This is a genomic window from Edaphobacter sp. 4G125, from assembly GCF_014274685.1.
Classification (GTDB): domain Bacteria; phylum Acidobacteriota; class Terriglobia; order Terriglobales; family Acidobacteriaceae; genus Edaphobacter.
Map to the genome: position 1 here is coordinate 645,038 of NZ_CP060393.1, position 13,037 is coordinate 658,074.

At 57.2% G+C, this 13,037-nt stretch carries 14 protein-coding genes and 1 tRNA gene; 3 read left to right on the forward strand and 12 right to left on the reverse strand.

Annotated elements, in window-relative coordinates:
• Positions 1–19 precede the first annotated feature (19 nt).
• From rplI to H7846_RS02725, 11 genes are all read right to left on the reverse strand, one after another.
• On the reverse strand, positions 20–502 hold the full coding sequence (gene rplI, locus H7846_RS02675) for a 50S ribosomal protein L9 (protein ID WP_186696143.1): 483 nt from the start codon (positions 500–502) through the stop codon (positions 20–22).
• Between the two features lie 52 nt (positions 503–554).
• A complete protein-coding gene (gene rpsR / locus H7846_RS02680) occupies positions 555–890 on the reverse strand; it encodes a 30S ribosomal protein S18 (protein ID WP_186695009.1) in 336 nt (111 codons plus the stop codon).
• 164 nt (positions 891–1,054) lie between these two features.
• Positions 1,055–1,465, reverse strand: a complete 411-nt coding sequence (gene rpsF, locus H7846_RS02685; RefSeq protein WP_186695010.1) for a 30S ribosomal protein S6 — start codon at positions 1,463–1,465, stop codon at positions 1,055–1,057.
• Positions 1,466–1,546: 81 nt separating this feature from the next.
• Positions 1,547–2,161, reverse strand: coding sequence for an aminoacyl-tRNA hydrolase (gene pth, locus H7846_RS02690; RefSeq protein WP_186695011.1), 615 nt, complete (start codon positions 2,159–2,161; stop codon positions 1,547–1,549).
• Positions 2,162–2,209: 48 nt separating this feature from the next.
• Positions 2,210–2,875: a 50S ribosomal protein L25 gene (locus H7846_RS02695; RefSeq protein ID WP_186695012.1), complete on the reverse strand. Its 666-nt coding sequence runs from the start codon at positions 2,873–2,875 to the stop codon at positions 2,210–2,212.
• A gap of 100 nt (positions 2,876–2,975) precedes the next feature.
• Positions 2,976–4,121 carry a ribose-phosphate diphosphokinase gene (locus H7846_RS02700; protein ID WP_370561325.1) on the reverse strand — a complete coding sequence of 382 codons (1,146 nt, stop codon included), beginning with the start codon at positions 4,119–4,121 and terminating at the stop codon, positions 2,976–2,978.
• Between the two features lie 194 nt (positions 4,122–4,315).
• A tRNA-Gln gene (locus H7846_RS02705) sits at positions 4,316–4,389 on the reverse strand.
• Positions 4,390–4,425: 36 nt separating this feature from the next.
• Positions 4,426–5,448 (reverse strand): 4-(cytidine 5'-diphospho)-2-C-methyl-D-erythritol kinase, encoded by a 1,023-nt coding sequence (gene ispE, locus H7846_RS02710; protein WP_186695013.1) that lies wholly within the window; start codon positions 5,446–5,448, stop codon positions 4,426–4,428.
• 12 nt (positions 5,449–5,460) lie between these two features.
• Complete coding sequence (locus tag H7846_RS02715) at positions 5,461–6,186, reverse strand: exonuclease/endonuclease/phosphatase family protein (protein WP_186695014.1); 726 nt, start codon at positions 6,184–6,186, stop codon at positions 5,461–5,463.
• Positions 6,187–6,213: 27 nt separating this feature from the next.
• A complete protein-coding gene (locus tag H7846_RS02720; protein ID WP_186695015.1) occupies positions 6,214–7,248 on the reverse strand; it encodes an energy transducer TonB in 1,035 nt (344 codons plus the stop codon).
• Entirely contained in the window at positions 7,245–7,808 is a 564-nt protein-coding gene (locus H7846_RS02725) for an RNA polymerase sigma factor (protein ID WP_186695016.1), read from the reverse strand. Before H7846_RS02725 ends, H7846_RS02720 begins: the two co-directional genes overlap by 4 nt.
• A gap of 365 nt (positions 7,809–8,173) precedes the next feature.
• Here H7846_RS02725 and H7846_RS02730 point away from each other — a divergent pair, with 365 nt between their 5' ends.
• The 3 genes from H7846_RS02730 (at position 8,174) to H7846_RS02740 (ending at position 11,413) form a co-directional block, all read left to right on the forward strand.
• Positions 8,174–8,737, forward strand: a complete 564-nt coding sequence (locus H7846_RS02730) for a cupin domain-containing protein (RefSeq protein ID WP_186695017.1) — start codon at positions 8,174–8,176, stop codon at positions 8,735–8,737.
• A gap of 106 nt (positions 8,738–8,843) precedes the next feature.
• Positions 8,844–10,643, forward strand: a complete 1,800-nt coding sequence (ggt, locus tag H7846_RS02735; RefSeq protein WP_186695018.1) for a gamma-glutamyltransferase — start codon at positions 8,844–8,846, stop codon at positions 10,641–10,643.
• A gap of 68 nt (positions 10,644–10,711) precedes the next feature.
• The gene (locus H7846_RS02740) at positions 10,712–11,413 is read left to right on the forward strand and encodes a carbonic anhydrase (RefSeq protein ID WP_186695019.1); all 702 of its coding nucleotides are present in this window, start codon (positions 10,712–10,714) and stop codon (positions 11,411–11,413) included.
• Between the two features lie 7 nt (positions 11,414–11,420).
• Here H7846_RS02740 and H7846_RS02745 read toward each other — a convergent pair whose 3' ends face one another.
• Positions 11,421–13,037, reverse strand: coding sequence for a DHA2 family efflux MFS transporter permease subunit (locus H7846_RS02745; RefSeq protein WP_186695020.1), 1,617 nt, complete (start codon positions 13,035–13,037; stop codon positions 11,421–11,423).

Below are 13,037 nucleotides of genomic sequence, written 5' to 3' on the forward strand. Positions count from 1 at the left end.
TTTCTCGTTATCTGCCGAATTAGCTAACAGCAGGAGCCTGTACTGCCTCGGCCTCGGGCTGGTCGCTCTTGACGACAACCTTTACGTGGCTGGTGACTTCGCGGTGCAGCTTCACCGGAACGTGGTACTCGCCCAGGCTCTTGAGGGGCTCATCGAGCGCGATCTTACGGCGATCGATGGTGTAGCCCTTGGCCTCGAGCTCGTGCGCGATGTCGCTCGAGGTCACCGAGCCAAACAGGTGGTCGTGCTCGCCCACCTTGCGCTCGAAGATCAGTTCGACTTCGCCGAGCTGATTGGAAAGTCCCTCGGCGTCGACCTTCTCCTTCGCGGACTTGCGAAGGGCCGAGGCTTTCATCTGCTCGATCACGGCCTTGTTTGCCTTGGTCGCTTCAATTGCGAGCTTCTGCGGCAGCAGGTAGTTACGCCCATAGCCCTCAGCGACTTTGACGACGTCGCCGCGATGGCCGAGCTTGTTGATGTCTTCCTTCAGAATGACTTCCATTGCAATCTCCAATTCGTTCTCAGGCCGTATGTCAGGGGCGGCCTGCAAAAAGTTAGTAGCGCGTGGCAAAGGCAAGCAGGGCGATGTTGCGCGACTGCTTAATCGCCAGCGAGAGGTGGCGCTGATGGCGCGTGCAAACGCCGGTCAGACGGCGCGGAACGATCTTGCCTCGCTCGGCGACAAAGCCCTGCAGCAGGCGAACATCGCGGTAGGAGATGGCTTCGATCTTCTCGGTGCAGAACTTGCAGACTTTTTTGCGGCGGAAGAACTTGCGTCCGCCAGGGCCGCCCGCACCGGGAGCGCCGGCGGGTCGAGCCGGACGACCTGCGCCAGAAGCAGGACGGGAAGTTTGTTCAGGAGATGGTGTGCTGGTAGTTTCGTCAGCCATGGGTTGAATTCCTCTCTTCTTTTCGTTGGGCCTTTTGTCGCTCCAGCCACGCGGTGGTGTCTTTGGACATGCTGCCCTTGCGGGCGGTACGGAAGCGGTTCGAGGCGGTTCGTTGTCAATTTGCGATGCCTCATGGCAACGCAGAACTTATTGCGGCCGCAATCCTAAACGGCGGCGGGTTCTACAGGAGCTGCCTCAGCGGGGGCGGGTTCTCCACTCTCGGTCGAAGTGCTGCGCTTAACCTTCGTGTCGCGAATGGCCTTGATCTTGGACAGACGCTTCTCTTCCTCATCGATGCGGACGGTGATGAACTTGATCACCTGTTCGGAGACGCGCAGACGGCGCTCGATTTCTCCCACCAACGCTCCGGGAGCGATGATCGTCATCAGCACATAGATACCGTCGTTGAACTTGCGCACCGTGTAGGCCAGGCGACGACGGCCCATCTTCTCGGTGGAGACAACTTCGCCGCCACCATCGGTGACGTTCTTCTCAAAACCCTCAACCAGCTTGTCGAGGTCTGCCTCTTCCAGGTCCGGACGGACGATGTACATCACTTCATATTTACGGCTCATACGTTCACTTCTTTCTGCGAAGTTCTGCTTCGCACCGCTCTGCGTTGATCTGCTGAGCCGGTATGGAATCTACTGCGTTTTCTACTTCCCGTCGCTGGAATCCTTCTCCTCACGACGGTTGAACTCATTCATCGCAGTACTGACACCCTTTGTCAGTACCGTTTCGACCGCCAGCTTCACGCGATCGAGCACTTCATCCAGCGTCGCAAGCTCCTGCTTGCGCATCGGCGTCAGCAGATAGTCCCTGCCTCCCGCCTTAACCTCTCTGCCATCCTCCAGCGCGGGCTTTCCAACCCCGATGCGGATGCGCAGCCAATCTTCTGTTCCGAGCGCGCCCAGGATCGACTTGATCCCGTTGTGCCCATTCGCCGAACCGCGTTCCGCAATGCGGAAGCGGCCCATGGGAAAGGCCAGCTCGTCATAGATCACGATCACGTCTTGCGCGACGTTCTCAATGCCGAGTTCGTTCACCAGGGCGGCAACCGAAAGCCCGCTCAGGTTCATGAAGGTTTCGGGTTTAGCCAGCAGAACCTCTTGTCCTGCAAGCCTGGCCTTCGCCGTCAGCGCCTTTCCTCGCCGGTTGCTGACGACAACACCGCAATCCTCCGCGATGCGATCGATGGCCAGAAACCCGGCGTTATGCGGCGTGAACTGATATTCAATCCCGGGGTTCCCGAGTCCGACAATCAACTTCACGCCGCGTTCTCCAACTCCTGCCTAGTGCTCTTCTCTAGGCTCTCGTTCCTACTTCTTTGCCGGAGCAGCTTCGGCAGCTTCGGTCTTGCCCTTCTTCGCGACCTCAGGCTCAGCCGGAGCGGCCTCGGCAGACTCAGCCGGAGCCTCTTCCTTAATGATGGTGACGTGCGCAACGGTTGCGTCCTCATCGCCCAGGAACTTGATCTTGCCCGAGTGAGGCAGGTCAGCGATACGCACAACGCCATGGAGTTCCAGGCCGGTGATGTCCACGTCGATGTGGCCCGGAATATCGCCTGGGAGGCACTCGATTTCGACCTCGCGTAGAACATGCTCGAGGATGCCGCCCTGGTTCTTGACGCCGGTTGCTGTGCCCACAAGCTGCACCGGAACCGAGACGCGCATGAGCTTGTCCATCGCAATACGCTTCAGGTCGATGTGGAGCAGTTTGCCCTTGATAGGCTCATGCTGCCAATCGACGATCATGGCCTTGGTCACTCCCGCGCCTTCGACGCTCAGGTCGAAGATGGTGTTGTGGCCCGACTCCGAGTGCAGAATCTTCGTAATGACCTTGGGATCGACCGTAACGGCGACGGCGTCCTTGCCTGCTCCGTAGACCACCGCGGGAATCTTGCCTGCGACACGAACGCGGCGAGCCGCATTCTTATTAAACTTGCCCTCGCGAGGAGTGGCGACGACTGCTTCAACTGCTGCCATATCTACTTTCCTTTCGGGCACGAGGTTGAGCCTCGCTCCCTTCGCGGCTCTGCCGCTTGATTTGTACTTCAACTAACAACGAACAGCCAGCAACGAACAACTAGTTGAAGAGCGAGCTGACGCTCGTCTCCATGTGGATACTCTCGATCGCGCGGCCCAGAAGACCGGCGATGGAAAGCACCTTAATCTTGCCCACCTTCTTCGCCTCCTCACGGAGGGGAATGGTGTTGGTCACGATAACTTCCTCCAACCGTGACTCCGCGATGCGCTCAATCGCCGGGCCCGAGAGCACCGGATGCGTGGCGCACGCATAAACCTTCTTCGCGCCCTGATCCAGCAGGGCATCGGCCGTCTTCACCAGTGTTCCGGCCGTATCGATAATGTCGTCGAGGATCAGGCAGGTCCGGCCCTTTACATCGCCGATGACGTGCATCACCTCGGTTACGTTAATGTCGGTCCGCCGCTTATCCACGATGGCCAACGGCAAATCCAACTTCTTAGCGAAGAACCTTGCGCGTTCTACGCCGCCGGCATCGGGCGAAACCACCGTCAGGTCCGGCAGGTTCATATCCCGGAAGTAGCTCACCAGCACCGGGCTGGCGAATAGGTGGTCCACCGGAATATTGAAAAAACCTTGTATCTGCGCTGCATGCAGATCGACAAACAACGCGCGGTTTGCTCCCGCCGTTGTCAGCAGATCGGCAACCAGCTTCGACGTGATCGCCACGCGGGGACGGTCCTTGCGGTCCTGCCGGGCGTAGCCGTAGTACGGAATCACAACCGTAATCCGTCCGGCGGAGGCACGCTTCAGCGCGTCCATCATGATCAGCAGCTCTACAAGATGCTGATCCACCGGGTAGCACGTCGGCTGCACAAGAAAGACGTCCGCACCGCGAACGTTCTCGAGCAGCTGAAAGTGAACCTCTCCGTCAGAGAACCGTTGCAGGCGGGCCTCGCCTACCGGAACTCCAACGAATTTGCAGATCTCCTCGCACAGCGCGGGGTTCGACGATCCGCAAAAAATCTTCATGCGCTTATTCTCACTGGTCCGCGGAGCGCGCTTCTTTTCCGCTGACTTGGTTTGAGCCGGTCCAGGTTGGGAGCCGTTTTCTGCTTCCTCAACCTGACCACGAATAGGGGAAAGAACTGCAGTCGCGTCTTTTTCGTTCACGATGAAACCTCCAGGCTGGTTGACCTTGAATAGTTCCTGCTGCGTTGTCCTGATGGAGCCTTGTTGCGACTCCATGTTTTATCAAAAATCCTTGTTGCGAACCCTTGAAACTTCGAAGACCGTTCTTCAAAACTCTCTGATCCTGTTGGCCGACCCGGTTCTTTCGTTCTTTCTGCGGGCCGCAGATTTCAGATCCTGTCTCAACTTCGGCGGCAGGTTGCTGCCGCAAAATCCCTCATTCAACTCTCTTCGCTTGCGAACGACCTTGTTGGTTGGGCGACTAGGATTCGAACCTAGACAAAGTGCGTCAAAGGCACTTGACCTACCATTAGTCGATCGCCCAGTAATTCGCTGGCCTTCGTAATCAGGCTCCGCGAGGTCACTCTGCAAACATTCTCGACCAGTACGTGCTTCGGGGCAAGGTCTTCGTAATCAGGGCCTTGGTCCCCGCGTCCTGGACGCGTTGTTGAGCCGCTCGTGCATCCGCTTCGGACCGGTAAAGTCCAAACAGAGCCGAACCCGAACCCGAAAGCGCAGCGTATAACGCAGCTTTCCGGCCGGTACCCATCAATTCACGCTTGATTTCACGCAAGGAGGGATATACAGGAAAGACGACTCGTTCAAAGTCGTTTTCAACCCCGGTGCGGACAAGCGAGAGAAGGGTATTCTCCGCCAGATCATCCTGTTGACTGCCCTGAGCCTGCTCAGAGCCCCCCTGCTTGTTTCCAGGGTTCGAGCCACGGATGATACCGGAAGTGCCTGGCTCCGCATGTAACGATGCGTAAGCGAGACTCAACTCCTTAAGTCTATCGGGTTTACTATCCTGCGTCAATTCAAGAGCATCCCAGTCGCGAAACGCCTGTGGGGTGGAAACCCCAACCTCTGGAATCGCCATGACGCAGAAAACACTTGGGATATCAGGAAACGGATAGACCAGCTCACCCCTTCCCAGACCCAGTATCGTTCCTCCAATCAGAAACAGGGGAACGTCGGATCCCACCTCACCCGCCAGTTGCAGTCGCTCAGTTCCTGGTAGGGCTGCTCCCAACTCTCGTTCCAACCCAATCAGTGCCGCCGCCGCATTTGCACTTCCGGCGCCCATGCCACCCTGTACCGGAAGTCGCTTCTCTATATGGATAGAAACCTCGGCTGCTATATCCAACCGGCCCAGCGCTTTCTCAACCATCTTCCAGCAGGTATTCTTCGCGTCTGTAGGGACACGCTCATCATTGGTCGTCAGAGTAATCTTTGTCTCCGCCGCGCGAGCCGCCGAGACCGTCACCAGATCATGCAGCTCCAGCGTCTGGTAGAGAGTCGTCAGCCCGTGAAAGCCATCCGGACGGACCGGTCCGATGACCAGACCCAGATTGATTTTGGAATACGAACGAACAACGGTTGGCATGTAGCTTCCATTCTACTGACTAGGAAGCTGGCCGTTGCCGATCTCTACTGTTATCGGGCAGTGATCACTGTCGCAGCTCCACTCTTGATGCTTGCCAATCGTCACGGACATTCCTGCCGTCCATGTTTCGGGGAGAAAGATGTAGTCGAAGTGGTATGGCTTCGCAAGATGACGGTAGAGGTGGAACGTAGGAGTTTCTTCTTTGCCATGCTCGATCCCATAGCCCGCGTGATACGCACTCACAAGGCCATATCGATCTCTTAGTTCGTCAACCATTGTGGTGTGGTTTGCCTTCTTGCGTTTTTTATCCAGGATGGCGTTGCTGTTGAAGTCTCCAGCCATCACGATAGGGCCCGCTCCAAACCAGCTCCTTCTCCACCGCAGAGCTTTGTGGATCTGGCCAACATAACTTGCACGGTGATTACCTCGAATCGCGCACGCCCACACTGCAATCAAGGTGAAGCTGTATTCGCCTTCGATCGAGAACGGCACGATCCATTTAGGATCAGCCCCTCTGGTCTCGACCATAGGACGCACTTTCCAGCCTTCTTTTACGAAGACCGCGATTCCTTTGTGAGGATTCTTACCGACCCAATGCCCTGCGAAGCCTTCGAACTGCCCCGGCTCTGCCGATCGCTTCGAGCACTCCTGAATGACCGCGACATCCGGGGAATCCTCAAAGATACGCCAGGCCTTTTTGAGGAAGGCCTGCTGACAGTTCCAGGTCACGATCTTCATGGCACAACAATTCTAGGCCCGTGCGATTTAGAAGATATGGAAGTCCACCTGAACATACATCTCTACCGTTACCGGCTTTCCATTCTCCATCGCTGGTTTGAACTTGTATTGCTTCACCGCGTTCACCGCCCGCTCATCCAATCCCATTCCAATCCCCTGCACGACGCGCACATGCGACGGTAGTCCCCGCTCATCAACCCAGAGATACACCATTACATCTCCCGAGACCTTCGCTTTCCGTGCCTCTTCTGAAAACTCCGGGTCAACCATATAGAGAACCTCAGGTTTGCTCACCGAACCACCTACATGCCGCAAGCCTCCGCCAGTATTGCCTCCGGTTCCGTTTCCTACTCCTGGTCCATTGCCCGGGCCGATTCCTGTGCCTCGACCATCTCCCATCGAGACGCCCGGCAACGGCGAATTGGGCATGCCGACATTTGGCATGGTGTTGTCTGCAAACTTCAGGTTCTCAAGAACAATCGTTGGCTCAATCGCAATCTTCGGCTGTTGCAGTGGAGGCTGTGATGGCGGAACGATCTGTTGATCTGCAATCTTCGGGAGGTGTCCTTTGCTGACCGGAGCCACGCCCGGCTGCCCTCCGCCTCCTCCTGTATGCTCAGCCAACTTCGCGGTGACGTGTAGCACTGGAGCCATCAATGGAGTGACAGCGGTCTTCGCAGGTTCAACTTCACGGATCTGTGCTCGTACAACAAATCCGATCAGAAAGATCGCCATCGCATGCACAGCTATCGCATACGCTGTCGAAGCATAGTCTCCTTCCGTCGTCATGCGATCCTGTACTGGAATCGGCTGTGACTCCAGCACCAACGGCGGAAGCTGACGCGGAAAAATGCGTTCTCGAACTCCATTCCATAGCGAGGTAAATAAGCCCTCGCTCGAAAGTCCGCCCGCCAGAACAAACACATCGGCTACAGGAGAAGATGCTGTCGCTGTGCGGACAGCAGAGAACACCGTTTCCTTCAAAGAGTGCGAAGGCTCAGGATTTGCACTCTCGTGCAGTACAGAGTCCAGAAGAGTTTCAAACTGGATGTCATCTCTCATCGCTGGACCTCCTTCATCGCCTCGAATCTCTTCTTCAATTCAGCCTTGGCGCGCATCACTCTCGTCCGCACCGTTCCCTCGGGAATCCCCATAATCTCTGCGACCTCGCTCGAGGTCATCTCTTCGATCGCGCACAGCATCAAAGTTCTTCTCAGATCCTCCGGCAAGGCATCAATCATTCGTCGCAGCAACTCTCTCTCATCGCCTCCAGCAGCCCACTCCTCCGGAGTCGCTCGAGTGGAGGCGATCTCAATTTCAGCCGCATCCTCCATCGTCCGAACCGGCGGAATCCGGTCGAGCGCAACCCGCCACACTGTCCGCGAGAGAAACGCCCTCTCATCCTCGATGCGCTGCCAGCCATTGGTGCGGTACAGCTTCAGCAACGCCTCCTGCACTGCATCCTCGGCGTCATGAGTATTGCGAAGCAGGCTGTAGGCCACGCGAAACATTCTCTTCGCGTTCCGTTCGACCAATGCGGTGAACTCCTCGGCAGCTCTCTCTTCGTTCAAAGCCGGCTGCTCCTTCTCCGCATACCGCGTCCACTCTGCTGCTACGTCCATTGATTGCCCCTGCTCACCCTCTAAGACCGTCGCTTTCACCAAATCGTTCAAAAATCTTTCTTGTTCGAATTGCAGAAAATCCGATGTCAAGCCTCCGCAGAGCTTGACCACACTCGCTGCGCTCTGTATGTCTCAGATATCAAACCACTTCCCAGACAAGAAAACTCTGCTCCAAAACTGCAATTCAGGTCATCCCTTCTCCGTAAAATTAATGAAGAGGGTGGTCTCCGCATAGGTTTCCTTCCAGAAGAAGGAACATCGCCTCGGGCATGAAATCGCTAAAGTGAGAAAGTTTCGGGCGTAGGATGGATGCGTTCCGGCAGCAGCTTTGCGATTCGGTGAATGCAGGCAAGGAGAAGTGCGTGATGAGGCGGAGATCATTTTTGAAAGCGGCAGGGGCAACGGTTCCGACGGCACTGTTGGAGAGGTTGGCGCTCGGGCAGGGTGGGGATGGCGCTTCGAAATTGGCAGCGAGCGGTGAGGCGCATGTGGTGGGCGAAGGGCAGGATCGTTTTGGCGAGCATCATCCACTAGGCTTCACCACGATCCTGTTTCGTGTGGGAACGAAAGAGTCGGGTGGCAGCCTGTTTGCGATTGAACACAGAGGGCTGGGCAAAGGGGGGCCTCCGGAGCATGTCCATCTCTATCAGGACGAATGGTTCTATGTGCTGGAGGGCGAGGTCCGGTTCCGGGTGGCGGGCAAGGAGACCGTGGTGAAGCCGGGCGAGAGCGTCCTGGGGCCGCGGATGGTTCCACATTGCTTTGCAGGAACTGGCGAGAAGCCGGCAAGGATGCTGATTACGTGTACTCCTGCGGGAAAGATGGAGGAGTTCTTCCGCGCGGTAGCGGTGCCGAACGGTCCGAAGATGGATGCTGCGCTGTTTGCGCGGTACGAGATGCAGTATGTAGGGCCGGGGATCGTAGGGTAGTCGGGTATGTAGCCTTTGCAAAGTAGCTCTCTGGTGGTACGGACCTAAGCCATATCGATTGAATACTTTGCATCAAATCGGTACGGGGGAGGGGGCGATTCAGGCTATGCTGGTCACCAGCATCCTTGCTCAGCCCAGCCACTGGAGATCGCCTTTGCGTCAAGTCGTCAACCGTGCCTCTGCACTCCTTGCCTCCTTCTCTTTGGTCGTCGCATCGGGCCTTGCCCAGCAGCCCGGCCTCGAGCCGACTCGCGCGCAACACGCCATGGTGGTCACCATCCACCACGACGCCTCCGATGCCGGGGTAGAGATCCTCAAGCAGGGCGGCAATGCAGTGGATGCAGCCGTTGCCGTCGGCTTCGCGCTCGCTGTTGTCTATCCGGCGGCAGGAAATATCGGCGGTGGCGGATTCATGCTGATCCGCGACAAGCACGGCAAAACGCATTTTCTCGACTACCGCGAGATGGCTCCCGCTGCGGCGTCGCGTGACATGTATCTCGATGAGCATGGCAACGTCATTCCCGGCATGTCGCTGGTTGGATACAAAGCCTCGGGAGTCCCGGGAACCGTCGCCGGACTTGCCTATGCCCAGAAACACTATGGCAAGCTGACGCTAGCCCAGGACATGGCCCCTGCAATTCGCCTGGCAAGCGAAGGATTTGTCCTGACCCCGGAAGAGGCTCGTAATCTTCATAGCAAGAACCTCTCCCGCTTCTCTGCTTCGGCGCGGATCTTCCAGCGCAACGGCGACTTCTATAAAGAAGGCGAGACCCTCAAGCAGCCTGAGCTGGCTGAGACGCTGCGCCGCATCGCGAAAGATCCTAGCGATTTCTACAAGGGTGCGATGGCGCGCCAGATCGCAGATTTCGAGAAGGCAGGCGGCGGACTGATCACCGCCGAAGACCTCGCCAACTATCAGGTGAAGGAGCGCAAGCCGATTAAAGGGAAGTATCGCGGCTACGATATCGTCACCGCGCCGCCCCCGTCCTCTGGCGGAATCGTGCTGGTTGAGATCCTGAACATCCTCTCAGGGTTCGATCTCCCCAAACTTGGAGCCGATCGCAGCGCAGCCCAGGTTCACATCATCACCGAGGCATTTCGTCGCGCCTATATGGATCGCGGCGATTACCTTGGCGATCCGGACTTCAACCAGCTTCCGCTGAAGCAGATGGCGAATCTGAAGTACGCGAAGGCGTGGCGCAGCTCCATCGATCCGGCGAAGCCGACTCCTTCGGCCTCGTTAGTACGCCCGGCAGGATTTATGCCGCCTCCACCGCAGGCCGCGCCAGTCAAGGAATCGACGCAAACGACACACTTTTCCATCGTGGATTCTGATGGAAACGCAGTAGCGAGCACCTACACACTCAACGGGGGCTTTGGTTCAGGAGTTACGGTCGAAGGGCTCGGCTTCCTGCTGAACAACGAGATGGACGACTTCACCTCGAAGGTCGGCGTTCCTAACGTCTATGGATTGATCCAGAGCTCGGCAAACTCCATCGCTCCCCACAAGCGTCCGCTGTCGGCGATGACCCCGACGATCATCACGCGCAAGGGCAAGCTGGCTTACGTGATGGGAACTCCGGGCGGCTCGACGATCATCACTACCGTCGCCAACGACATCATCAGCTCGATCGACAACGGATTGAATATTCAACAGGTGGCGGACGCTCCACGCTTCCACCACCAGTACCTTCCCGACCGGCTGGATCTGGAGAAGAAGTTTCCTGTGCCCGCAGCGGAAGAGCTCAAAGCGATGGGATACACGATCAACCGGCTTGCCGTGGCGGACGAGAAAAACCCCGGTGTCTGGGGCGACAGTGAGCTGATCGCGGTCGATCCGAAGACCGGCGAGCTATTGGGCGGCCACGACTCGCGGAGGAACTACGGCAAGGCAGCAGGGTATTAACTTGTGTTTTGGCAGGACGGGAGCATACTGACTGCACGGCAACCGAACTAATTGCACAGGGAGATGCGATGCAGAACAATGATTCTCGCCGTCAGTTTCTTCGCAATAGCGGTGTTGTTATGGTTGCGGCAACCGTGAGCCACGATCACCGGATTCTTGCCGCTCCTGCGGACCGGCCTTCACCCGACCACGTCCTCAAGTTCATGCTTGAGGGGAACCAGCGCTTCGCCACAGGTAAATCGACTCATCCGCGCCGCACACCGTCCGACTTCAAACCGCTGGCCTCGGGACAAAGTCCGCTCGCTTGCGTCATTGCCTGTGCCGATTCGCGCGTTACGCCGGAGATCTTCTTCGATCTTGGTATCGGAGAGCTCTTCGTAGTGCGTGTCGCAGGCAACTATGTCGACGGAGCAGGAGCCGCTGTCAAAGGCTCCGTCGAGTACGCCGTCGCCGAGTTGGGAGTCTCGCTCGTCATGATCCTCGGTCACACCGAGTGCGGCGCTGTGAAGGCAGCTATTCAGCACATTCGCGACAATGATGTTTTGCCCGGAGCCATCAACGATCTGGTTAGCACCATCAGGCCTGCCGTGCTAGCCTCCGAGCATCAACCAGGCAACAAGCTCGAAAACGCCATTATCGCCAATGTCAAGCGCGGCGTTGATCGTCTCAATGATCTTCAGCCGATCATTCGGCCGGCGATACAGTCAGGAAAGATTAAGATCGTCGGCGGAGTCTACGAACTCGCTACTGGTAAGGTACAGATGCTGTAGCCAGCCCCTAGTGTGCATCCAGCTCGATGTGTTTCTGCGCGGGTGGCCGTTTGAGGAAGAAAACCAACGGCAGCATGCAGAGCATGATGATGCACAGCATCTTGAATTGGTCCATATAGGCCAGTAGCGATGCCTGTTGCTGCATCTTCTGGTAAAGCTCTGCTAACGCCCTGTAGTGAACGTCAGCATGATTGCCGGGAGTTGCGGACATCTGTGCCAGCGCCTGTTGCACCGCACCATCCGAAGCTCCAATATGCTGGCCAAGCACCGACTGGAAGACCTGTGAGCGGCGTTGCAACATAGTGCTGACCAGCGCGATTCCGATGCTGCCTCCCTCGTTTCTGACGAGTGCGTAGAGCCCTGCGCCTTGGGAGCTCTCCGTCTTCGGAATAAAGCGGAAGACGACGGTGCTGATGGGAACCGTGATCAGGCCGAGACCAAGCACCTGAACGATGCGCGGAAGGATTAGGTCGCGTTCGGCGATATCCAGGTTCAACGAGCCCATCCACCAGCAGGACGAGGCGATAATCAGCATTCCGCAGAAGACCATCTTGCGCGGATCGTAGCCCCTTGTCAGTACATAGCCGACAAACGGTACCTCGATCATGGTGAAGATACCGGCTGGTGAAAGTGCGAGGCCGGCGGTCGTGGCATCGTATCCCATCATCTGCTGCATAAAGGTGGGCAGCAGATATGTCGTGGCATACAAGACGGCATACAGTCCCAGGATGACCAGGCAGCAGACGGCGAAGTTTCGTTCCTTCAACAAGCGAAGATTTACGACAGGATTCTTCGTATGCAGTTCCCAGAAGACGGCGGCTGTCAGCGCAACCACCGAGATCGTAGCAAAGAGGACGATGAAGGGAGAGCCAAACCAGTCCAACTCCTGCCCTTTATCCAGTACGATCTCGAGCGTAGCCAACCCGATGGAGATAAAGCCGAGGCCACCCCAGTCGACCGCCACCTTACGGGCCTTCGCTTTGGCTTCCTTCATGTAGGGAGGATCTTCGAGCACGATGCGCGTCAGGATTACGCACAGGATTCCGACGGGAATATTGATGTAGAAGATCCAGCGCCAGGAGTAGTTATCCGTGATCCACCCGCCGAGTGTTGGTCCGAGTACGGGAGCTACGAGAATCGCCACAGTATAGAGGGCCATCGCCATACCGCGCTTTTGTGGAGAGAAGGTATCGGCAAGGATGGCCTGCACCGAGGGCTGAAGGCCTCCCCCTGCAAGACCCTGTGCAACCCGAAACAGGATCAGGATGGCCAGGCTGGGGGCCAGCCCGCAGGCGGCAGAGAAGACGGTGAAGAAGAAGACAGAGGTGAGGTAGAAGTTTTTGCGCCCCATCAACGAGGACAACCAGCCGCTGATAGGAAGAACGATCGCATTCGCTACCAGATAGCTGGTTAAGACCCAGGCGCCTTCATCCTGCGAGGCCGACAGGCTGCCGGAGATATGAGGAAGCGCGACATTCGCGATGGAGGTGTCCAGTACCTCCATAAAGGTCCCGATCGTGACGACAAGCGCCACGAGCCACGGATTGAAGGATTTTGCTTCGGGCAGACGTTCGTTATCAAACTGCGGAACGCTTTCTGCGAGGGCCGCTTCCGCCTGGGACAA

Excerpts from the sequence above, each read along its gene's own strand:
- H7846_RS02730 (WP_186695017.1), top strand. The coding sequence starts at position 8,174 with ATGAGGCGGAGATCATTTTTGAAAGCGGCAGGGGCAACGGTTCCGACG.
- H7846_RS02720 (WP_186695015.1), bottom strand. The coding sequence starts at position 7,248 with ATGAGAGATGACATCCAGTTTGAAACTCTTCTGGACTCTGTACTGCAC.
- rplI (WP_186696143.1), bottom strand. The coding sequence starts at position 502 with ATGGAAGTCATTCTGAAGGAAGACATCAACAAGCTCGGCCATCGCGGC.
- H7846_RS02725 (WP_186695016.1), bottom strand. The coding sequence starts at position 7,808 with ATGGACGTAGCAGCAGAGTGGACGCGGTATGCGGAGAAGGAGCAGCCG.
- rpsF (WP_186695010.1), bottom strand. The coding sequence starts at position 1,465 with ATGAGCCGTAAATATGAAGTGATGTACATCGTCCGTCCGGACCTGGAA.
- ggt (WP_186695018.1), top strand. The coding sequence starts at position 8,844 with ATGCTGGTCACCAGCATCCTTGCTCAGCCCAGCCACTGGAGATCGCCT.
- H7846_RS02695 (WP_186695012.1), bottom strand. The coding sequence starts at position 2,875 with ATGGCAGCAGTTGAAGCAGTCGTCGCCACTCCTCGCGAGGGCAAGTTT.
- rpsR (WP_186695009.1), bottom strand. The coding sequence starts at position 890 with ATGGCTGACGAAACTACCAGCACACCATCTCCTGAACAAACTTCCCGT.
- ispE (WP_186695013.1), bottom strand. The coding sequence starts at position 5,448 with ATGCCAACCGTTGTTCGTTCGTATTCCAAAATCAATCTGGGTCTGGTC.
- H7846_RS02740 (WP_186695019.1), top strand. The coding sequence starts at position 10,712 with ATGCAGAACAATGATTCTCGCCGTCAGTTTCTTCGCAATAGCGGTGTT.
- H7846_RS02715 (WP_186695014.1), bottom strand. The coding sequence starts at position 6,186 with ATGAAGATCGTGACCTGGAACTGTCAGCAGGCCTTCCTCAAAAAGGCC.
- H7846_RS02700 (WP_370561325.1), bottom strand. The coding sequence starts at position 4,121 with ATGGAGTCGCAACAAGGCTCCATCAGGACAACGCAGCAGGAACTATTC.